Origin of the sequence: Amycolatopsis thailandensis (assembly GCF_042723255.1) — a bacterium.
GTDB classification, from domain to species: domain Bacteria; phylum Actinomycetota; class Actinomycetes; order Mycobacteriales; family Pseudonocardiaceae; genus Amycolatopsis; species Amycolatopsis thailandensis.
Window position 1 is genome coordinate 29,529 of record NZ_JBHXJK010000017.1, and the last position, 19,847, is coordinate 49,375.

Below are 19,847 nucleotides of genomic sequence, written 5' to 3' on the forward strand. Positions count from 1 at the left end.
CGGTTCGTGCGCACATCCTGGCACGCCGGACGCCGTCTTGGTCAGGGCAGGATGCTGATTTGTTGCTGAGAAAGGGTGTCTGATCAGGGAAAATGCTAGGACGACCGAGTGTGGGGCCGCCGAAAGTAGGGTTTTCACCCGCGGCCCGACCAGCGGACGACGAGTCCGGACGGGTGTCCTGCCCGGCTTGATCGATGACGATCCGTGCCCGCCGTTGTGATCCATCACACGCTCCCGGCGTCGTGGCAGGATGGCGGACGTGGAGCAGAAATCCGTACGCGAAACCGTGGTTTCGAACTGGACCGACGAAGTCCTTCCGAGCCTGTCCGGCCTGGTGGCGATCCCCGCCTTGTCGCCGGCGTTCGACGCCGAGTGGGCGAAGACCGGCCATCTGGCCGCCGCCGTCGAGCACGTCCGCTCCTGGATCGCCGCCCGGGAGATCCCCGGCGCGACGCTCGAGGTCGTGGAACTCGAAGGCCGCAGCCCGCTGCTGGTCGTCGACATCCCTGCGACGTCCGAAGCGGCCGAGAAGGGCACCGTGCTGATGTACGGGCACCTCGACAAGCAGCCCCCGGTCGGTGGCTGGTCCGAGGGGCTCGACCCGTGGACGCCGGTGATCCGCGACGGCAGGCTGTACGGCCGCGGCGCGGTCGACGACGGCTACTCGGGCTACGCGGCGACGACGGCGATCGAGGCCGTGCGCGCCGCCGGTGGCGAGCACTCCCGCGCGGTCGTGCTGTTGGAGACCGGTGAGGAGTCCGGCAGTCCGGACCTCCCCGCCTACGTCGAGCACCTGAAGGAGAAGCTCGGCGAGGTCACGCTGGTCGTCTGCCTCGACGCCGGCGGCACCGACTACAAGCGCCTGTGGCTGACCACCAGCCTTCGCGGCATGCTGCACGTCAACGTCACCGTGAAGGTGCTCGAATCCGCGCAGCACTCCGGCATGGCCAGCGGCATCGTGGCGAGCTCGTTCCGCGTCCTGCGCGCCCTGATCGACCGGATCGAGAACGTCGAGACCGGTGAGATCAAGCTCGCCGAACTGAGCGTCGACATCCCGGAGAACCGCGTCGACGAGGCGCGCGGTGTCGTCGAGATCGCGCCCGGCGCGGCGAAGACGCTGTTCCCGGTGGTCGGCCGTCCGGTGTCCGACGACGACCTCGAACTGCTGCTCAACAACTCGTGGCGGCCGACGCTTTCGGTGATCGGCGCGGCGGGCTTCCCGCTCCCGGCCGAGGCGGGCAACGTGCTGCGCGACAGCACCACGCTCACCCTGAGCTTCCGTCTCCCGCCGACGGCCGACGCGAAGGCCGCGATGGAGGCGGTCCGCCGGGTGCTCACCACCGACGTGCCTTACGACGCTTCGGTCGAGCTCGGCGATTTCCAGGCCGAGAACGGCTGGAACGCGCCGGACACCGCGCCGTGGCTCGACAAGGTCCTGCACCACGTCAGCGGCGAGGTCTTCGGTGAGCCGCACAAGAGCTTCGGCATGGGCGGGTCGATCCCGTTCATGGGGCTGCTCGGCGAGAAGTACCCGGACGCGCAGTTCGTGGTCACCGGCGCCTGCGGGCCGGACTCGAACATCCACGTGCCGGACGAGTGGCTGAACATCGACTTCGCCCAGCGGGTCACCGAGGCGGTCGCGCACATCCTGGACGCGCACGCGCGGAGCTGATCTCCTCGCTCACGCTGCAATGAAAGGTCCTTTCCCAGCAAAATTTGCAAGGAAAGGACCTTTCATTGCGCGCGCGGGAGGAACATGTTCGAGGGTTTCCAGCTCGAAAACGTCGATGTCGGCGAAGTGACCCTCAGGGTCCGCCACGGCGGATCGGGGCCGCCTCTCGTTCTCCTGCACGGACATCCCCGCACCCACACGACCTGGTACGACGTCGCGCCCCGGCTCGCGGACGCGTTCACCGTCGTCTGCCCGGATCTCCCCGGCTACGGCCAGTCCTCTAAACCCGAGACCACCGAAGACCACTCGGCGCACTCGAAACGCGCCATGGCCCGGCACATCGTCGCGCTCATGCGCCATCTCGGCCACGAGCGGTTCGCCGTCGCCGGGCATGATCGCGGCAGCGCCGTCGCCTACCGCCTGGCCTTCGACCATCCGGAAGCCGTCACGAAGCTGGCCATCCTCGACGGCATCCCGATCGGCGAGCACCTTTCCCGCGCGGACGCGAAGTTCGCGCAGGCCTGGTGGCACTGGTTCTTCTTCGGCCAGCTCGCGAAACCCGCCGAGCGGGTGATCAACGCCGACCCCGACGCCTGGTACGGCGGCGATCCCGAAGCGATGGGCGCGGAGAACCACGCCGACTTCCTGCGCGCGATCCACGATCCCGAGACGGTCCACGCGATGCTCGAGGACTACCGCGCCGGGCTCGGACCCGACCGCGTAGCCGATGACGCCGACAAGGCGGCCGGGAACAAGATCACGTGCCCGGCGCTCGTCCTGTGGTCCAGCTTCGACGATCTCGGCGACCTGTACGGCGATCCGATCGCGGTGTGGCGCGAGTGGGCCGAGGACGTCCGCGGTTTCGCGATCGAGTCCGGGCATCACATGGCCGAGGACAACCCGGCCGACCTCGCGGCGGCGCTACGGGAGTTCCTGGGCTGAGCGGGTCGTGAGTGGCTAGGCGCTGTCCTGTAAGTCCGTCCGCGGTCTTCGCGCCCAGGCGGCCTCTGACGGCACGGGCGATCCAGCCGAGTACAACCCGGTACGAGGCCGAATCGCCCGCACCGCCAGAGACCACCTGGATCACGAAGCCCATCGAACGGACTTACAGGACAGCGCCTAGGCCGGTTCTAACCGTCCTTGCCACTCACGACCAACGCGCCCCAATCCTCACCGCCGCCTCTGGTCCCCCTAGGCGAACTTGTTCAGCGCGGCCGTGAGCTCCGTCAGCTGCGGCGTGAACCGCTGGTACGAGAACGGCGTCTCGTTGTTCCACGGGATCAGCTTCCCGGCCTTCACCGCGGGCAGCTGCGCCCAGGTCGGCACGCCGCCGAGCCCGTCCGGGCCGAGCGAGAGCGAACCGCCGCGGTTGTCGTACATGATCACGTCGGCGGGGTACTTGCCGATGTTCTCCCAGCTGATCTGCTGGTAGTAGCCGCCCTGGCTCTCGTCCGGTGCCTCCGGCGTGACGAAGTTCAGGCCCTTGCTCTGGTAGTGCTTCGACGTCGCGAACTTCGGCGCGTTCGAGACGTAGACGGCGTCCTTCTGCGCGGACACCAGCAGGATCTTCAGCCCGGCCGCCTTCTTGGCCGCTTCGCCGAACGCGGCGTCAGCCTTCTCGTACTCTTCCTTCGCGGCCTTGATCGCCGGAGTCTCGGTGTCGGCGCCGAGCGCCTTCGCGAGCGCGATGAACTTCGCGATCCCCTCGGGCATCGAGATGTCCTGCAGCCGGATCCCGACGCTCGGCGCGGCCTTGTCGATCTTCTCCGTCTGCGTGTCCGGGACGTACCACATCTGTTCCTTGAGGTACATCACGCTGATCAGCAACTGCGGGTTCAACGAGACGAACTTGTCGAAGTTGAACTCGTTCCACACGTTCCCGAGCGACGTCACCGTGTTCAGGTCGACACCGCCCGCCTGCGGGTCCGGCTTGCCGTCGGCGAACTTCGACGGGCCGAAGATCCCGACCGACTTCACGCCGAGGTCCCACAGCGCCGCCGCGGCGGTCACCTGCGCGACGATCCGCGTCGGCCGCTCGCCTTCGAGTCTGCGGCCGCGGTCGTCAGTGAAGGACCAGGTCGCGCCCGCTCCCTGCGTGGGTGCTTCGTCCTGATAGCCGCAGGCGGTCAGGAGGCCGGTGGCGCCGAGCGCCGCGGTACCGGCGAGGAAGCCGCGTCGGGAGAGGTGCATTCGAGATCTTCTTTCGCCATACGACCGGGTTTCGTCGTTAGGCTAGCCTTCGCTTACTGTGAGGGCCATGGTCCAGGTCACGGAGCGCGTCAGATCACCCCGGACCAGCGTCTCCGTGAGAACGCTGGTCCTGGTCGGGTCGCTCATCGCACTCGTCGCGGTCGTCCTGCTGTCGATCGGCTTCGGGTCGAACAAGCTTTCCCTCGGCGAAGTCCTCCATGCTCTCTTCGCTTACGACGGCAGCTACAACGACGTCGTCGTCCGCGACGACCGCATGCCCCGGACGGTGCTCGGCCTGTTCGTCGGGATGGCGCTCGGCCTCGCGGGCTCACTGATGCAGGCGATCACCCGCAACCCGGTCGCGGAACCCGGGCTGCTCGGCATCAACCACGGTGCCGCCGTCGCGATCGTGCTCGGCTCCACGGTGTTCTCGGTGACTTCGCCCGGCCAGTACATCTGGTTCGCCTTCGCCGGGGCACTGGCGGGAACCGCGCTGGTCTCGGTGATCGGCGGGACACGCGGCGCGACGAGCCCGCTGCGGCTGGTGCTGGCCGGGGTCGCTATCCAGGCGGTGTTCATCGGGATCAACCAGGCCATGCAGATGATCAACACGCACAACCTCCAGGCCATGCGGTTCTGGCTGGTCGGCTCGCTGGTCAACCGGAACCTCGATCAGCTTTCCGTGCTGCTGCCGTTCTTCGTCGCGGGCGTGGTGATCGCGATCGTGCTGGCGCGTGCGCTGAACGCCTTGGCACTCGGGGAAGACACCGCGCGCGGGCTCGGTGCGAATCCGGCGCTGGTCCGCGCCGCCGGGATGGTGGCCGTCGGGCTGCTGTCGGCGGCGGCGACCGCGGCCTGCGGGCCGATCGCCTTCGTCGGCCTGATGATCCCGCACGTCGTCCGGTCGCTGATCGGCCAGGACGAACGCTGGGTGATGCTGCTGTCGGCGCTGCTCGGACCGGTCTTGCTGCTCGGCTGCGACGTCCTCGGCCGCCTGCTCGGCTCGCCGGGGGAGATCCAGGTCGGCGTGATGACCGAGGTCGTCGGCGGGATCGCGTTCGTGATCGTCGCCCGCCGGTTGAAGGCGGTGCGCCGATGACCGCGCTCGTCCGCCGGGAGTCCGGTTTGGACAGACGATCCACGATCGTCGTCGCCGCGCTGGCCCTGGTGACGCTCGCTCTCGTCGTGCTTTCGGTCGGCACGGGCGACTACGAGATGAGCCCCGGCGAGGTGCTCGCGACGCTGGCGGGCCAAGGCACGAAGGCGCAGTACCTGGTCGTCATGGGACGGCTGCCGCGGGTGCTGGTCGCGATCCTCGTCGGCGCCGCGCTGGCACTGGCCGGGGCGATCTTCCAGACGATCACCCGGAATCCGCTCGGCAGCCCGGACGTCATCGGATTCACCACCGGCTCGGCGACCGGCGGCATCGTGACGCTGCTGTTCTTCGGCTCCGGCCCCGGCGTCGTCTCACTCGGCGCGCTGGCGGGCGGCCTGCTGACGGCGTTGCTGGTGATGGCGTTGTGCGCGCCGCACGGTCTGCTGAGTTCGCGGCTGGTGCTGCTCGGGATCGCGGTCAGCGCGGTGCTGGGCGGCGTGAACGCGTACCTGCTGGTGAAGGCGAACCTCGAAGCCGCCGCGCAGGCGGTCGGCTGGCTGGTCGGTGACCTCTCCGGCCGCGACTGGACCTACTTCGTGCCGCTGGCGATCGCGATGGCGGTCTTCGCGCCGATCGTGTTCGCGAACGGCCGCGCGCTGCGCATGCTGGAGATGGGCGACGACACCGCGACCGGCATCGGCGTCGACGTGCCTCGCGTGCGGCTGACCCTGGTGCTGGTCGCCGTCGGACTGGTCGCCGCCGCCACCGCGACGACGGGGCCGCTCCAGTTCATCGCCCTCGCCGCGCCGCAGCTGGCCCGCCGGATGACGCGCCTGCCGGGGCCGAACCTGGTGGCATCGGCCTTCGTCGGGGCGACCCTGGTCGTCGCGGCGGACTACGTCGGCCAACGCCTGCTGGCGTCTTCGCTGCTCCCGGCGGGCGTCGTCGCGGCGGCCCTCGGTGGCGTGTACCTGCTCTGGTTGTTGCTCCGACGACGGGCCTAGGGCGTGTTTCACAAGTCTGTTCGCGGTCTTCGCGCCCAGGTGACTCCTGACGGCACGGGCGGATGCGCCCGAGTACGACCCGGTACGAGGCCGATCCGCCCGCACCGCCAGGAGCCACCTGGATCACGAAGCCCATCGAACAGACTAGTGAAACACGCCCTAGGTCAGCCGGGTCAGCTGCACCGAGACGTCCAAAGTGGACTGACCGCCGCCGGTGAAGATGCCCTTGAGCGGAGGCACGTCGGCGTAGTCTCGGCCGTAGGCGACCCAGACGTGCCGAGGTCCGACCGGGATCGCGTTCGTCGGGTCGTAGGCCCACCAGCCGCCGGTCCAGACGTCGACCCAGGCGTGGCTCTCGCCTTCGACCGTCTCACCGAGCTTCGCCTCCGGTTTCGTGTGCAGGTACCCGGAGACGTACCGCGCCGGGACGCCGATCGCGCGCAGCATCACCAGCGTCACATGCGCGAAGTCCTGGCAAACCCCTTCGCGCGCACGCCAGGCGTCGGTCGCCGTACTGTGCACGCCGGTGGTCCCCGGCTGGTACTTGAGCTGCTGGTTGACCCATTCGCAGACGGCGAGCACGGCCTCCGCCGGGTCGAGCCCCTTCCGCAGTTCGCGCGCGACCTTCGTCAGCTCGGGATCACGCGGCGTGTACGCCGTCGGCGTCAGATATTCGGTGCGGTGATCGACCACGGTGTCGCCGCGCAGGTCTTTCCACGACGCCGAACGGATCGGCTCGCCTTCGTCGGCGGTCTCGACCACCGACGTCGCGAGCACGGTGAACTCGGTGTGCGGCGCGTGAAGGTCGAACGAGGTCACGACGGTGCCCCAGTAATCCGTGTACCGGTACGCACGGGTCGCCGGCGTCGTCTCGACGCGGTTCACGACCGTGGTCTGCCGCCGGTCGGACCGCGGGGTCAGCCGCGCCTCGTTGTACGACTGCGTGGCCGGTGTCGCGTACCGGTATCCGGTCCGGTGGGCCACCCGAAGCTGCCAGGTCACAGCGAAACCTCCGCACCGCTCCAGGCCACCCACGGCGACGAATGGAAGTACTGCACCGAAACCGCGTCGCCGATGTCCTTGATCGACGTCTGCAGGGTGACGAGCCGCTTCGGCAGGTCGTCCAGCAGATCCGACTGCCGCAGGAACTCCAGCTCGCTGCGGGCGCGGCCGAGCTGCCGCAGTGCCTCGGACTTCTCGTTGGCCCGCGAGTTGACGCCGGGGTCCAGCCGCTCCAGGCATTCTTCGGCTTGGCGCAGCGCGTGGAACACCGAACGCGGGAAGAGCGTGTCCCGCATCAGGAACTGCACGACCCGGGCGGCGTCGAGCGCGCCGCGATAGGTCCGCAGATACGTGTCCTGCGCGCCCGCCGAGCGGAGCACGGTGATCCAGCCGGGTGAGGACGCGCTGTCCTGAACCCGCGAAAGCAGCAGTCGCACCACCATGTCCGCGCGTTCGATCGAGCGGCCGAGCACCATGAACAGCCAGCCGTCGTCGCGGCTCATCGTCGAATCGGCGAGTCCGGCGAACATCGCCGCGCGCTCCTCCACGAAGGAAAGGAAGGCGTGCGGTCCGGCGCGGCGCGCGTACCGCTGCCTGTCCGGTACCGCGTTCCAGGTCGCGTTCAGGCATTCCCACAGCTCGGTCGAGACGACCTCTCGGGCACCGCGCGTGTTCTCCCGGGCAGAGTTGATCGAGCCGACGATCGACGCCGGATTGTCCTTGGCGTAGGCGACCAGTTCGGTCAGCTTCCACACGTCGAGCGAATCCATGCCCTCCGGCGAGATGCCGAGGACGGCGAGCAGCTGGCGGCTCGCGTGGTCCGGGTCGACACTGGCGTCTTCGAGCAGCTGGTGCACGGAGACGTTGAGGATCCGGGAGGTGTCGTCGGCGCGTTCGACGTAGCGGCCGATCCAGTACAGCGATTCCGCGTTACGGGCTAGCACGGTGACCCTCCCTGCGCTTGCTGCTGCTGCTGTTGCTGGGTGGTGGTCAGCTCGGGACCCTGCTCGGCGATCAGACCGTCCACATGGGACAGTGCGCCGAGCGCGGGCCGCTCCAGCTCGCGTTCCGCCGTCGAGGATCGCGGCGCCAGTACCCAGGTGTCCTTCGAGCCGCCGCCCTGCGACGAGTTGACCACCAGACTGCCCTCCGGGAGCGCGACCCTGGTCAGTCCGCCCGGCAGGACGAAGATCTCCTTGCCGTCGTTGACCGCGAACGGCCGGAGGTCGACGTGCCGCGGCGCCAGCCGTGCGTCCACTTTGGACGGAACGGTGGACAGCTGGACGACGGGCTGGGCGATCCAGCCGCGTTTGTTCGCCCGGACTTTACGTTTGAGCGCGGTCAGCTCCGCCTGCGTCGCGTCGGGGCCGAACACGATGCCGTAGCCGCCGGAGCCCTCGACCGGTTTGATCACCAGCTCGTCCATGTGCTGCATGACGTGGTCGAACTCGTCCGGCAGCCAGCAGCGGAAGGTGTCGACGTTGGGCAGCAGCGGCTTTTCGTTGAGGTAGTACTTCACCATCTCGGGCACGTAGGTGTAGACGAGCTTGTCGTCGCCGACCCCGTTGCCGACGGCGTTCGCGACCACCACGTTGCCCGCGCGGGCCGCGTTGAGGATCCCGGCGACGCCGAGCACGGAGTCCGGCCGGTAGTGCACCGGATCGAGGAATTCGTCGTCGATCCGCCGGTAGATGACGTCGACCTGCCGTTCGCCCTCGGTGGTGCGCAGGTAGACGACGTTGTCCCGGCAGAACATGTCGCGGCCCTCGACCAGCTCGACCCCCATCAGCCGGGCCAGCAGCGAATGCTCGAAGTACGCCGAGTTGTGCACGCCGGGCGTGAGTACGACGACCATCGGGTCGGCGACGTTGGCCGCGGCCGCCGCCCGCAGCGCGCGCAGCAGATGGGAGGCGTAGTCGCCGACCGGGCGCACCCGGTGCTGGGCGAATAGGTCCGGGAACACGCGCGCCATCGTGCGGCGGTTCTCCATCACGTACGAAACACCCGAGGGATTGCGAAGATTGTCCTCCAGCACCCGGAAGGTGCCTTCTTCGTCGCGTACCAGGTCCACACCGGACACGTGGATGCGGACGCCGTTGGGCGGGTTGATCCCGAACGCCTCGCGCTGGAAATGTTCACACGAGGTGATCAGCCGTCGCGGGAGAACGCCTTCGCGCAGGATCTGCCGATCGCCGTACACGTCGGCGAGAAAGGCTTCGAGCGCGCGAACCCGTTGGGCCACGCCACGTTCGAGTTTGCTCCATTCGGATGAAGTGATCACTCTCGGTACGAGATCGAGCGGGAAAGGGCGTTCTTGGCCGGACAGCGAGAACGTGATGCCCTGATCCACCATCGCCCGGTCGATGGCCGCCGATCGGGACGTGAGGTCCGCCGAGGTCAGCGCGGAGATCGATTCGTAGAGCGCCCGGTACGGCTGGCGGACCGTGCCGTCGGCGGTGAACATCTCGTCGTACGCGCCCGCGTGCGGCCTGGACGGCGAAAGATAGCCGTCGAACTGCGCTCCGGGTTTCGCCGCGCGCCTCGCCGAAGTGGTCGCGCGAGGGCGGCGGCCCGCAGGTGGGAGCCGCGGCGCCGAGTTGTTGTTCATGGTCGCCATACTCGCTCACCCTGCCATGTCGGCGCGATACCTCATGCAATGCCCGTGACGGCCGAAACGGCGCTGTAACGTCGTAGTGCTGTGCTTGCCGCCGGATGAGTGGCAATATGCGTGCTCTCGACACATGGGAACTACAAGGAGTGACGACGTGGCCCGATTCAAAGCGCTCGCCCTGATCCCGGCGCTCGCCCTAGCCGCGGGCGCGCTGTCCGCGTGCGGCGAGGAAGGCGGAACCGCGGCCGGCGGCGTCCAGCTCGTCGCGTCCGGCAAAGTGACCACCTGCACGCACCTGCCCTACCAGCCGTTCCAGGTGAAGCAGGGCGACAAGATCGTCGGCTTCGACGTCGACCTGGTCGACCTGGTCGGCAAGAAGCTGGGTGTCGAGCAGAGCATCGTCGACATCGCCTTCGAGAACATCGAGTCCGGTGAGTCGATGAACAGCGGGCAGTGCGATCTCGCCGCCGCCGGCATGACGATCACCGACAAGCGCAAGGAGAAGTTCGACTTCTCCGACCCGTACTTCGAGGCGACCCAGGCGCTGCTGGTCAAGGCGGGCTCGCCGATCAAGGATCTGTCCAACGTGGCGGGCAAGAAGATCGGCGTGCAGTCGGCCACCACCGGCGCCGAGTACACGCAGAAGGAAGCCAAGGGCGCGGAGATCGTCACCTTCGACGACCTCGCGCTGCTGGAGCAGGCCGTCAAGAACGGCACGATCGACGCGGGCGTCAACGACAACGGCGTGCTCTACGACTTCGCGAAGACGAACCCGGACACGACGGTCGTCACCGAGTTCAAGACGAACGAGTTCTACGGAATCGGCGTGAAGAAGGGCAACAGCGCCCTGCTCGGCCAGATCAACGAGGTGCTCAAGGCGTCCGTGGCGGACGGCTCCTACGCGCAGATCTACCAGAAGTGGTTCGGCAAGGCGCCGACCTGGCAGCCTGGATCCGCGACGAACTAGTTTAATGCCGCCCTGTGGCCGGTGCCCAGCGCACCGGCCACAGGTTTGTCGCCACCTGTTTGAGGAGAGAAATGGCTCTGAGCCGCCGCCAGCGACGTTCGGCCTTCCGGACCGGGCAATACGTCCTGCTGCTGGTGATCGTCGTCGTGCTCGCGCTGCTGGCCGACTGGGGCAGGATCGGCAAGGCGTTCTTCGATCTCGAAGTCGCCGCCAACCAGTTCCCGGAAGTCATCACCGTCGCACTGAAGAACACCATCGTCTTCACCGCACTGGGCTTCGCGCTCGGTCTCGGGCTGGGCCTTTTGCTCGCCCTCATGAGACTTTCCTCGGTCGGCCCGTACCGCTGGGTGGCGCGCGGGTACATCGAGTTCTTCCGCGGCCTGCCCGCGCTGCTGATCTTCATCGCCGTCGGCATCGGCGTGCCGACGGCCTTCAACACGAACCTGCCGCGCAATATCGCGATCATGCTGGCGCTGGGCATCGTGTCGTCCGCGTACATGGCGGAGACCATTCGCGCGGGTATCCAGGCGGTGCCGCGCGGACAGGTCGAAGCCGCGCGTTCGCTCGGCATGTCGCCCGCGCGGACGATGATCACCGTCGTGATCCCGCAGGCGTTCCGGATCATCCTGCCGCCGCTGGCCAACGAGCTGATCATGTTGACCAAGGACTCTTCGCTGGCGTTCCTGCTCGGCACCACGCCGTTGCAGCAGGAACTGGCGCAGTTCAGCCGTCAGGCGCTGATCCAGGCCAGGGGGCTGACGCCGGTCGTCGTCGCCGGGCTGTGTTATCTGGTGATCACCATCCCGCTGTCGATCCTGCAGCAGCGGCTAGAGAAGAAATACGGAGCCGGAGTGCCCGGCGGAGGAACGGTATGAGCGGCCAGACGATCGTCGAGGTTTCAGGACTGCACAAGGCGTTCGGCGAACTCGAGGTGCTCAAGGGCATCGACTTGCGAGTCGAACGCGGTCAGGTCGTCTGCATCATCGGCCCGTCGGGTTCGGGCAAGTCGACGCTGCTGCGCTGCGTCAACCTCCTCGAGGAACCGCAGCAAGGCAAGATCGTGGTCAACGGCAGCGAGATCACCGATCCGGACGTCGACATCGACGGCGCCCGCACGAAGATCGGCATGGTCTTCCAGTCGTTCAACCTCTTCTCGCACCTGAGCGTGCTCGACAACCTCACTGTCGCGCAGCGCAAGGTTTTGAAGCGTGGCAAGGAAGAGGCGGAGCGCGTCGCGCGGGACAACCTCGCGAAGGTCGGGTTGGCGGAGAAGGAGTCTTCGCTGCCGACACAGCTTTCCGGCGGGCAGCAGCAGCGCGTCGCGATCGCCAGGGCGCTGTCGATGGACCCGGACGTCATGCTGTTCGACGAACCGACGTCGGCGCTCGACCCCGAGCTGGTCGGTGACGTGCTCGCTGTCATGCGCCAGCTCGCGCAGGAGGGCATGACGATGCTCGTCGTCACCCACGAGATGCAGTTCGCCCGTGAGGTGGCCGACATCGTGCTGTTCATGGACGGCGGCGTCGTCGTCGAACAGGGCGCGCCGGACCAGGTCATCGGCGACCCGCAAGAGGAACGCACGAAGACGTTCCTCTCACGGGTCCTGAATCCCAACCACCAGGGTTAGCGTCCTCGGAGCTGGGACTCCAGCTGGACCACCTTCGAGGCGATTTCGTGCGGCCCGGCGCCCATGAGGCTCACCCAGCCCTTGGCGTCCGGGCCGAACACGACGCGGCCCTGTTCGGTGTCCATCCAGCCAGGAGGCCGCTCGACGCGTTTCCGGTTGCCGCCGCCGTCACGGATGGCGACGTACAGCCTGCCGAAGAAGGTGTGCGGCGACCGGATCCACTGGAGGACCTTCTTGGCGTCGCGGATGCTCGGGCTCGCGCCCGTCAGCATTTCGCCCTTCATGAGGACTTGCAGGTCGGCTTCCGAGCAGTTCAAGGACGGCGTGCGCGCGCCGGGAGCCTCGGGCAGCAGACCGGTGAAATCCTGCGGGAGCGTGTCCGGCCGGGTCGGCTTCAGGTAGACGACCTTGTCGACCAGGACGACGGTGACCGCCTCGCGGCCGCTGCCCGCGGCGCGAACGGTCCGTTCACGCCCCTCCGACTTCACCCACGAGTAGTACTCGACCGCCGGCCGCTGCAGGAAGCGCAGCGTGTCGAGGAATTCGTCGTCGATCCGGCCGCGCCTGAGCAGTCCTTGTCTGTCCAATTCGGACTGCGCGGTGGCGGCCAGTTCACGTCGTTCCTCGGGCAGGTACCACTGCGCGCCGCGGACGAGCGTCGGATGGATGTCGCCGAGATTGTGTTGGTCCAGCAGGGTTTCGTAGGTCTGGAGCGTCAGTTCGACGGGTTTCTGGAGCACGTCACGCGCCGATCACCGGGGGAACCGGCTTGTCGCCGTCGTAGCCGCCGAAAATGGAGTCGCCGTCCTCTTCCTGCAGCGTGATCTTGCGCTGGTGCTCCTCGTCCTCGCCGCCCTTGCCGCCTTTGCCCGCGCCCATGCCGCCGCCACCCATACCGGGTGTGCCAGGACGCCCCGCCGCCGCGCCGCCCGCCGGAGTCCCGCCGGGTCCGCGCGTCGCGCCCTCGCCGGGCATGCCACCCCCGACACCGCGACCGGGCCCCATGCTGCCCGGCCCGCCCGTCGATCCACCCGGCCCGAAGCCGCCACCGGGGCCGAAGCCGCCGCTGAACCCGCCCGAGCCCGGGCCGAATCCGCCGCCGCTACCGGGACCGCCTCCGGGTCCGCCGCTTCCGGGCCCGAACGCGGGCGGCCGGTGGTCGCCAGGACGTACTTCCATCCCGGGGCCCGTCCTGGACAAGTCGGTCCGATCGTTCGGCTGTGGAGACGGCATCGGCCGCCGCGGCGGCTGTGGCATCTGCGGCATGCGGGGCGGCTGCGAGATCTGCGGCGGCCTCGGCGCCTGATACCCCTCGGCCCCCGGAGGCGGGCTGTACGAACTCGGGCCGCCGGTGTACCCGCCACCGGGTCCGCCGTGCCGCCCGCCGGTTTCGCCGTGCCCACCACTGAATCCGCTGACCTTCGTCCCGGGATCGATCGGATCCGCCGTGATCGGCCCCGCCGAGACGTTCGGATCGTGCGCGGCCGGATAAACCGGCGCGAGCGACTGCTGCCGCGGCTGGGTGCTCTGGTAGTACGGCTCGTAGACCTCGACGTTGTGCTTGGTGTCCGCGTCGAACTTCGCCGCCGCGATCTCGTCGTCACTCGCGCCGATGGACAGGATGTCCTCGGGCCCGTTGTCCCCCGCGCGCTCCTTCTCCACCGGGCGGACGTTGCCGCGCGTGTAGTGGAAGGAGCCGTTCTGGTCGTACATCGACTGGCGGGCGCGGTCCATGTTCTCGCCCGCGATCTTGGAGGTCGCGATGAGCGGGGCGAGGCCTGCTGCTCCGGAGTCGGCTGCTTTGCCCTTCCAGAAGGAACTCAAGGCCGTCTGGCTGGCCTCCATGGCGGTGCTGATTTCTCCGTGGGCGACCATCAAGTGATGGGAAGCGACTTGCGCCGCATCCAAGCGTTTCGTGGTGTTCGGGTTGGCGTTGAGTTTGGTGAAGATTTCCCATCCGCTGTAGGTCATTGGGCCGCCTTCAGACGTTGGATCGCCAACTCGGCCAGCTTCACGCTGGCACCGCAGGGGTCGTTGTAGGCGGGGCTGTCGTCGAACAGGGCGGTGACCACGGTGTACATCATGTCGTCGCGAAGTCCGACAGCCAGGTTGCAGTTGCCCGCGCCTTCGCCACCGTTCGCGAAGACGACGGCCGGATGTCCGGCGATGTCAGGCAAGGGTTGGAACGTCGTGACACCGCTGCCCTGTTGCTTGAGAGCGTAGAGATGGCTCAAGCCTTCGGGCTGACTGACATTCAGACCGCCGTTGATCGAGCCCGCTAGGTCGGCGAGGATCCACGAGCAGGTCGGGCCGCCCGCGATCTGTTCCACCTTCGAGCTTTTCACCTTCCCGGCGATGCCTGCGATCTCCGTATCGGTCGCGGCGCTGCAGGGTTCGTTCGTGAGTTTTTCCGTCTTCAACGGGGTCGTCACTTTGGGGGCTCCCGCGCGCGGCAGGGTCGTGGCGTCAGGCTTGGGCGTCGAAGGCTCGGCCTTACCGCCGGTTTCCCCATTGCAACCGGCCGCGAGCACGGCGGCAACAGTGAGAACGGAGACGAGTCGAGCACGCATTCAGAGAGCCTTTCCAACGGAACGGAGAGCGTCGATCGCTGCCTGGTCTTGCTTTTCGTACGCCGTCTTTATTTCCACTAGCTTGTCGGCGTAAGCCCTGGTGAACTTGCGTGCGCCGTCCAAGAAATTTTGATAAGAGGCCCCCGACTCGTTCGCGATCTTGACGTAACCTTGGCTGGCGACCTCGTCACCCATCGCGTCGATACCGGTCAGGTACGAGGCTTCCCTCATGGCGCTGCTGAAGTTGTTCTCGATGCAGTCCTCGAGGGATTTGATGACCTTGTCCATGGCCTCCGAGTCGAATTCCCAGCCGCCGTTCGACGACGCCGCGGCGAAGTCGGCCTGGGCCTGCCCGGCACCCAGCTCGCCGTAGTTCGGCGGCGGGCCCGGCGGTGGTGGTGCGGCGGTAGCGCCCTGAATCAGTCCGGACCCCGGCGGCGGTGCCTGCGGCGGCGTCGTGTTGAGCTGGTTGTAGACCCCCTGAGGGCCACTTCCCGGTCGTGTCATGTCGTGCCTCCCCGCACGGGCCGCGATGGGGCGCGACCTACCCGTAGTTCATCACTGACTCCAACCGGTGACGATAGCAGCAGGTAAACCGCTGATCAGCCCCTTCGTGAAAGATCACCATCGAAAGTTGCCAGGACGACGTTACTTTTGTCCTGATCGACGGTTTCACCTGATCAGGACTTCTTGAGGTTCTTGATCGCCGCGGCGGCGACCTTGGTCGCCATCCCGCAAGGGTCCGCGAGCATGGGGTTTCCGGAAGACAGGTGCGGGATGACGGTGTAGACGAGGTCGTTCCTGAGCCCGACAGCGAGCGTGCAGGTTCCTCGGCCTTCGCTGCCGTTGGCATAGATGACGGCCGGGTGTCCTTCTATGGAGTCGACTGGTTTGAAGGTAGTGAGTCCCCCGGTCGACTTCTGCGCATAGAGAGCGCTCAACCCTTTCTTGTTGCCGACCACCAGGCCTGCGCTGAGGGTGCTCGGAGCTTCGGAGAACAACCAACTGCAGTTCAGACCTTCGGACAGGTCGACGGTCCGTGAACGCTCCACCGTCCCGCCGATCGCTTCGATCTCGGCCGACGGGATGGCGCTGCACGGGTCCGCCTCGACCACCGCCGTATTGGCGATCGGGGTCGCCACCGCCGGCGCCCCATCGGATGGAAGCCGCGCCGAGGACGGCGCACTCGTCGTCGCGGTGCCGGCCGCCTGAGTGCCGCAACCACCGGCCAAAATCGATACCGCAGCCGCCAAGAGCAAGAAACGCTTCACGTCGTGCCTCCCCGCACGGGCCGCGAAGGGCGCGACCTACCCGTAGTCCACCTCTGACTCCGGTGCGTGACCGTAGCAGCGACCAAGCGGACGGGCGGCGAGTTCGGTCAAGATCACCGATAAGGCCTGGTCTCGAACCCGCGATGGCCGTTCTGCCGTCGCGGTCAGGTGGCAGGTTCAGGTCTGCTGCCCAGGCCCACTTGCGAATCCCGGGGGTGATCGGCTTCGCTGGTGCAGGGGAACGACGGGGGAGGGAAGCGAGACGATGCCGGGTTTTCGGCGCAACAACGGGCCGCGCGATCCGGGGGAAGGTGAACCGAACGGCGACGCGGCCTTGCCGCCGCTCGATCCGTTCGCTCCGAACCCCGACAAGCGGTACGAGGTTCCGGCATCCGAGCTGATGAAGCCGGGGACGACCGGTCTGCTCCGGTGGCGCCGCCAGGCGACCAACGCGCCGATCGTGCAGGTCGAGGACGCCTACATCACCGGAACGCTCGATCTGCGCGCGGCCGACATCAAGTATCTGTTCCGGTTCGAGCGGTGCCGGTTCGAGCATCCGCCGGACGTCCGTGAGGCGCATCTGCTCGGGCTCGTGTTCCGCAAGTGCTGGCTGCCGGGGCTCAAAGCGCGCAATCTCCGCACCCGCAACGATGTCCGCCTCATCCGCAGTGTCGTGCACGTCGACGGCGAGCACGAGATCGAGGAGACCACGGTCCAGCGCGGCGACGATCGCGAACGCGGGATGCCGAACGCGGCGGTCAATCTCACCGACGCGGTCATCGAGGGTTCGGTCGTGCTGACCCGCACGGTGATCACCCATCCGCGGGGCAAGGCGATCCAGGCCGACCGGGTCAACATCGTCGGCGCGTTGCTGGCGTATCGGTTGGTGGCCAACGGAGAAGTCCGCATCCCGGGTATGCGGGCGGGCGGTAACGTCAACTTTTCGGGCGCGACGCTGAACAACCGGGACGGCTTCGCGCTCAACGGGAACGGGATCCACATCGGCGGCAGCCTGCTGTGCGAGGTGGACAACTACGGGCCCGCCGCGCAGCGGAAACGCTTCTCCGCCAGTGGGATCATGTTCCTGCCGAGCGCCACTGTGGACAGTGACGTCATTTTTCGCGAAGCCAAACTGTCGGTGAATCAGGCCGGGCCGATCGTCGTCGACGCGTGGAAGTCGAACGATCCGTACATCGACCCGCGGCCGGCGCTGGTCGCGGATCGGTCGGCGATCAACGGGAACCTCGAGCTGAGCGACGGCATGCAGGCGACCGGGACGCTGCGGATGGTCAACGCCCGGATCGGGGGTTCGTTGCGCCTCGCCGGCGCCGAGGTCCAGGTCGTGCGCGGGCAGAGCATTCCCTACTACGACCGCGCGATCCACCTCGACGGGACCACGATCGGCGGCGATCTCGAGGCGACGAGCCTGCGGGTGCCGTCCGGGCAGTTGCGCATGGCCGACATCACCGTCGGTGGCAACGTGCTGGCGTGGAACTCGATGTTCCTGCACCCGCGCCGCGACGTCTTTTCCGCGCGGCGCGCGAAGATCGCGGGCAACTTCCAGCTCACCGACGCGACCGTCCAGGGCACTCTGCGGCTCCAGGGCGCCGAGGTCGGCGGCAGCGTGAACCTCTTCGGCACGAGCCTGACCGAGCCGGGCACGCGCACACGCACCAGTTACTCGCTGGACGTCCGCACCGCGCGGATCGGCCGTGATCTGATCCTCACCGAGAACAAGGAGCGTCCGTTCGTCGCGCAGGGCGGGGTCAACCTCGACGGCGCTCAGGTCGCGCGGCGCGTCGACTTCCGCGGCGCACGACTCGGTTCCCTCGCGCCGCACGGGATCGCGCTCGACGGCAGCGACGTTTCGGCCGACGAGTTCCTGCTCACGCCCGCCGTTCCGCCGGAGGGCCGGATCGTCTTGCGGCGCGCGCATTGCGGGACGCTCGGTGACAACGAGGCGTTCTGGGCGTCGACGACCGGGATCGAGCTGGAGGATTTCCGGTACGACGCCCTCCAAGAGGACATCGCGCTCGACGACGACCGCGCGATCGATCATCGGATCGTGTTGCTGCGCAAGGCGATGGACGGCTACCGGCCGGGACCCTACGACCAGCTGGCGGCGACGCTGCGCGCGTCCGGAAACGAAGAGCACGCCTCCACGGTGCTGTTGAAGAAGCAGCAATTCCGGTACGTGGCGCTCGCGAAGGGTTTCAAGTTCTTCGGGCCGGGCGTGCGCGTGTGGAGCTGGTTGCAGCGGTCGATGGTCGGCTACGGCTTCCGTCCGGTGCGCGCGCTCGGCTGGCTGCTGACGTTGCTGGTGCTGGGAAGCCTGTGGTTCGGGCTCGGGGTCGACGACTGCGTCACCAAACCCAATCTCACGGTGAGCGGGCCGCGGTGCCTGGTCAACCAGGACGACACCGGTTTGCAGTGGAATCCGGTGCTGTACACGATCGACCTCCTGGTCCCGATCGTCGACTTCGGCAACAAGTCGCGCTGGTACATGCACGGCATGGACAACTGGGTCGCGGCCGGGTTCACCGCGTCGGGCTGGGTGCTGGCGACGACGGTCGCCGCCGGTATCAGTCGCATGCTCCGGCGGGACAACTGAGGGTATTTCACATACCCTCAGTACGGAGGTATGCCATGACTGAGCCCAGCGCCACCGGAAAGATCGCGATCGCCGCCCCGCCCGAGAAGGTGTACGCCCTGGTCAGCGACCCGGGCGCGCTCGCGGGGATGGCCGAGGAGTACGAGGGGCACCGTTGGGTCGGTGCGGCGGCGGGGCCCGCTGTCGGCGCCAGGTTCCGCGGCCGCAACCGCAACGGGATCCGTCGCTGGAGCACCCTTTCGACGATCACCGACGCCGACGAGGGCAGGCGGTTCGCGTTCGAGGTGACCACGGTCGCCGGACTTCCCGTCGCGCGCTGGCAGTACGACATCGAGGCGTCCGGCGACGGGTGCGTGGCCGTGGAGAGCACGTGGGACCGGCGGCCGGGCTGGCTGCGCGGGCCGACGTCGCTGTTCACCGGGGTCTGGAAGCGGGACGACGCCAACCGGGCGAACATCGCCGCGACGCTGGCCCGGCTGAAGGCCGCCGCCGAATCCTGACCCCTACCACCACTTTGCCGAATCGCGAAAAGAGCAAGGGACCTTTGCTATCGCCGGGGGCACATTTGGTGACGCCCGACGCGCGAATCGGCCACAGGTAGGGGCACCGAACCGCGAACTCAAGGTATGAACGGTCCGTTCACTCCACGAACCGCGACCAGAACTCGACCTGCCGCGGCCCGCCGGCCGGTGGCGGGCCCAGCGGCTCGTCGCAGAAGTCGTGCCGCAGGTATCCCCGCAGGTCGTAGCCGTAGTAGACGATGTCGGTCTGATACACCGAAAGCACCGGATAGCCCGCGCTCCCGGCGATCCCGGGCAGATACCGATGCCCGCAGACCGGAACCAGCTGCGGGGCCTGTGCCAGATGTGAGCGAGCCCGCGAAAGCGCGTCGGCGAGGTCGATCGGGCGCATGCCCCAGTCCGGCGGCCAGAAGCCGTTGTGTTCGACGTCGTAAAGCACCCCGTCCACCGGCCAGTCCAGCCGTTTCCGCAGGTGGTCGGGGTTGCCGCAGCGCCAGTCCGGCCAGCGGTCGCCGATCGGCACCCCGGCGGACAGGAAGGTCCGGTGGTCGGCGGCGAACCGGAAGCCGAAGCGTGCTTCGACGTCGTCGAGCTCGGCCTCGCTCAACCCGGGACGCACGGGTTCGGCCAAGCTCGCCTGGAGGACGTGTGCCTCCTCGATGGTGAAGGCGTGCTCAACAGTGGACATGTGTTCGAGCGTAAATT

At 67.7% G+C, this 19,847-nt stretch carries 19 protein-coding genes; 9 read left to right on the forward strand and 10 right to left on the reverse strand.

Annotated elements, in window-relative coordinates:
• Positions 1-259 precede the first annotated feature (259 nt).
• Positions 260-1,672, forward strand: coding sequence for a M20/M25/M40 family metallo-hydrolase (locus ACFWMR_RS09390; RefSeq protein ID WP_208636136.1), 1,413 nt, complete (start codon positions 260-262; stop codon positions 1,670-1,672).
• Positions 1,673-1,756: 84 nt separating this feature from the next.
• Positions 1,757-2,614 (forward strand): alpha/beta fold hydrolase, encoded by an 858-nt coding sequence (locus ACFWMR_RS09395; protein ID WP_378378059.1) that lies wholly within the window; start codon positions 1,757-1,759, stop codon positions 2,612-2,614.
• Between the two features lie 249 nt (positions 2,615-2,863).
• Here the strand turns inward: ACFWMR_RS09395 and ACFWMR_RS09400 are convergent, their stop codons facing one another.
• Positions 2,864-3,862 carry an ABC transporter substrate-binding protein gene (locus tag ACFWMR_RS09400; protein ID WP_378378060.1) on the reverse strand — a complete coding sequence of 333 codons (999 nt, stop codon included), beginning with the start codon at positions 3,860-3,862 and terminating at the stop codon, positions 2,864-2,866.
• A 115-nt stretch (positions 3,863-3,977) separates the two neighbouring features.
• Between ACFWMR_RS09400 and ACFWMR_RS09405 the strand changes: the two genes are divergently transcribed.
• On the forward strand, positions 3,978-4,961 hold the full coding sequence (locus tag ACFWMR_RS09405) for a FecCD family ABC transporter permease (protein WP_378378061.1): 984 nt from the start codon (positions 3,978-3,980) through the stop codon (positions 4,959-4,961).
• A complete protein-coding gene (locus tag ACFWMR_RS09410; RefSeq protein WP_093938882.1) occupies positions 4,958-5,962 on the forward strand; it encodes a FecCD family ABC transporter permease in 1,005 nt (334 codons plus the stop codon). The genes ACFWMR_RS09405 and ACFWMR_RS09410 overlap by 4 nt, the downstream gene beginning before the upstream one ends.
• Before the next feature lie 159 nt (positions 5,963-6,121).
• Here the strand turns inward: ACFWMR_RS09410 and ACFWMR_RS09415 are convergent, their stop codons facing one another.
• Genes ACFWMR_RS09415 through ACFWMR_RS09425 form a run of 3 tightly spaced genes read right to left on the reverse strand, consistent with a single transcriptional unit; the run spans position 6,122 to position 9,581 of the window.
• On the reverse strand, positions 6,122-6,964 hold the full coding sequence (locus ACFWMR_RS09415) for a transglutaminase family protein (protein ID WP_093938883.1): 843 nt from the start codon (positions 6,962-6,964) through the stop codon (positions 6,122-6,124).
• A complete protein-coding gene (locus ACFWMR_RS09420; protein WP_093938884.1) occupies positions 6,961-7,908 on the reverse strand; it encodes an alpha-E domain-containing protein in 948 nt (315 codons plus the stop codon). Before ACFWMR_RS09420 ends, ACFWMR_RS09415 begins: the two co-directional genes overlap by 4 nt.
• Positions 7,902-9,581 carry a circularly permuted type 2 ATP-grasp protein gene (locus ACFWMR_RS09425; RefSeq protein WP_167406431.1) on the reverse strand — a complete coding sequence of 560 codons (1,680 nt, stop codon included), beginning with the start codon at positions 9,579-9,581 and terminating at the stop codon, positions 7,902-7,904. Before ACFWMR_RS09425 ends, ACFWMR_RS09420 begins: the two co-directional genes overlap by 7 nt.
• 148 nt (positions 9,582-9,729) lie before the next feature.
• Here ACFWMR_RS09425 and ACFWMR_RS09430 point away from each other — a divergent pair, with 148 nt between their 5' ends.
• The 3 genes from ACFWMR_RS09430 to ACFWMR_RS09440 all read left to right on the forward strand — a co-directional run bounded on the left by ACFWMR_RS09430 (position 9,730) and on the right by ACFWMR_RS09440 (position 12,169).
• Positions 9,730-10,542: a basic amino acid ABC transporter substrate-binding protein gene (locus ACFWMR_RS09430; RefSeq protein WP_093938885.1), complete on the forward strand. Its 813-nt coding sequence runs from the start codon at positions 9,730-9,732 to the stop codon at positions 10,540-10,542.
• A gap of 71 nt (positions 10,543-10,613) precedes the next feature.
• On the forward strand, positions 10,614-11,417 hold the full coding sequence (locus ACFWMR_RS09435) for an amino acid ABC transporter permease (RefSeq protein ID WP_093938886.1): 804 nt from the start codon (positions 10,614-10,616) through the stop codon (positions 11,415-11,417).
• Positions 11,414-12,169, forward strand: a complete 756-nt coding sequence (locus ACFWMR_RS09440; RefSeq protein ID WP_093938887.1) for an amino acid ABC transporter ATP-binding protein — start codon at positions 11,414-11,416, stop codon at positions 12,167-12,169. The genes ACFWMR_RS09435 and ACFWMR_RS09440 overlap by 4 nt, the downstream gene beginning before the upstream one ends.
• Here ACFWMR_RS09440 and ACFWMR_RS09445 read toward each other — a convergent pair.
• From ACFWMR_RS09445 to ACFWMR_RS09465, 5 genes are all read right to left on the reverse strand, one after another.
• Positions 12,166-12,909: an ESX secretion-associated protein EspG gene (locus ACFWMR_RS09445; RefSeq protein ID WP_378273913.1), complete on the reverse strand. Its 744-nt coding sequence runs from the start codon at positions 12,907-12,909 to the stop codon at positions 12,166-12,168. The two genes, ACFWMR_RS09440 and ACFWMR_RS09445, sit on opposite strands and share 4 nt — an antisense overlap.
• Before the next feature lies 1 nt (position 12,910).
• The gene (locus ACFWMR_RS09450; RefSeq protein ID WP_378378062.1) at positions 12,911-14,140 is read right to left on the reverse strand and encodes a hypothetical protein; all 1,230 of its coding nucleotides are present in this window, start codon (positions 14,138-14,140) and stop codon (positions 12,911-12,913) included.
• Positions 14,137-14,739 (reverse strand): DUF3558 domain-containing protein, encoded by a 603-nt coding sequence (locus ACFWMR_RS09455; RefSeq protein WP_093932546.1) that lies wholly within the window; start codon positions 14,737-14,739, stop codon positions 14,137-14,139. Before ACFWMR_RS09455 ends, ACFWMR_RS09450 begins: the two co-directional genes overlap by 4 nt.
• Entirely contained in the window at positions 14,740-15,246 is a 507-nt protein-coding gene (locus ACFWMR_RS09460) for a hypothetical protein (RefSeq protein ID WP_093932545.1), read from the reverse strand.
• A gap of 173 nt (positions 15,247-15,419) precedes the next feature.
• Positions 15,420-16,010, reverse strand: coding sequence for a DUF3558 domain-containing protein (locus ACFWMR_RS09465; RefSeq protein ID WP_378378063.1), 591 nt, complete (start codon positions 16,008-16,010; stop codon positions 15,420-15,422).
• Between the two features lie 265 nt (positions 16,011-16,275).
• On the opposite strand from ACFWMR_RS09465, the gene ACFWMR_RS09470 reads away from it, so the two are divergent.
• Positions 16,276-18,621 carry an oxidoreductase gene (locus tag ACFWMR_RS09470; protein WP_093932543.1) on the forward strand — a complete coding sequence of 782 codons (2,346 nt, stop codon included), beginning with the start codon at positions 16,276-16,278 and terminating at the stop codon, positions 18,619-18,621.
• Between the two features lie 35 nt (positions 18,622-18,656).
• Positions 18,657-19,121 (forward strand): SRPBCC family protein, encoded by a 465-nt coding sequence (locus tag ACFWMR_RS09475; protein WP_378273919.1) that lies wholly within the window; start codon positions 18,657-18,659, stop codon positions 19,119-19,121.
• A gap of 139 nt (positions 19,122-19,260) precedes the next feature.
• Here the strand turns inward: ACFWMR_RS09475 and ACFWMR_RS09480 are convergent, their stop codons facing one another.
• Positions 19,261-19,830 carry a hypothetical protein gene (locus tag ACFWMR_RS09480; protein ID WP_378378064.1) on the reverse strand — a complete coding sequence of 190 codons (570 nt, stop codon included), beginning with the start codon at positions 19,828-19,830 and terminating at the stop codon, positions 19,261-19,263.
• Positions 19,831-19,847 lie beyond the last annotated feature (17 nt).

What these genes read in the sequence shown, in the direction of transcription:
- ACFWMR_RS09395 (WP_378378059.1), top strand. Translation starts at nt 1,757, where the DNA reads ATGTTCGAGGGTTTCCAGCTCGAAAACGTCGATGTCGGCGAAGTGACC.
- ACFWMR_RS09400 (WP_378378060.1), bottom strand. Translation starts at nt 3,862, where the DNA reads ATGCACCTCTCCCGACGCGGCTTCCTCGCCGGTACCGCGGCGCTCGGC.
- ACFWMR_RS09410 (WP_093938882.1), top strand. Translation starts at nt 4,958, where the DNA reads ATGACCGCGCTCGTCCGCCGGGAGTCCGGTTTGGACAGACGATCCACG.
- ACFWMR_RS09425 (WP_167406431.1), bottom strand. Translation starts at nt 9,581, where the DNA reads ATGGCGACCATGAACAACAACTCGGCGCCGCGGCTCCCACCTGCGGGC.
- ACFWMR_RS09435 (WP_093938886.1), top strand. Translation starts at nt 10,614, where the DNA reads ATGGCTCTGAGCCGCCGCCAGCGACGTTCGGCCTTCCGGACCGGGCAA.
- ACFWMR_RS09440 (WP_093938887.1), top strand. Translation starts at nt 11,414, where the DNA reads ATGAGCGGCCAGACGATCGTCGAGGTTTCAGGACTGCACAAGGCGTTC.
- ACFWMR_RS09450 (WP_378378062.1), bottom strand. Translation starts at nt 14,140, where the DNA reads ATGACCTACAGCGGATGGGAAATCTTCACCAAACTCAACGCCAACCCG.
- ACFWMR_RS09455 (WP_093932546.1), bottom strand. Translation starts at nt 14,739, where the DNA reads ATGCGTGCTCGACTCGTCTCCGTTCTCACTGTTGCCGCCGTGCTCGCG.
- ACFWMR_RS09460 (WP_093932545.1), bottom strand. Translation starts at nt 15,246, where the DNA reads ATGACACGACCGGGAAGTGGCCCTCAGGGGGTCTACAACCAGCTCAAC.
- ACFWMR_RS09470 (WP_093932543.1), top strand. Translation starts at nt 16,276, where the DNA reads ATGCCGGGTTTTCGGCGCAACAACGGGCCGCGCGATCCGGGGGAAGGT.
- ACFWMR_RS09475 (WP_378273919.1), top strand. Translation starts at nt 18,657, where the DNA reads ATGACTGAGCCCAGCGCCACCGGAAAGATCGCGATCGCCGCCCCGCCC.
- ACFWMR_RS09480 (WP_378378064.1), bottom strand. Translation starts at nt 19,830, where the DNA reads ATGTCCACTGTTGAGCACGCCTTCACCATCGAGGAGGCACACGTCCTC.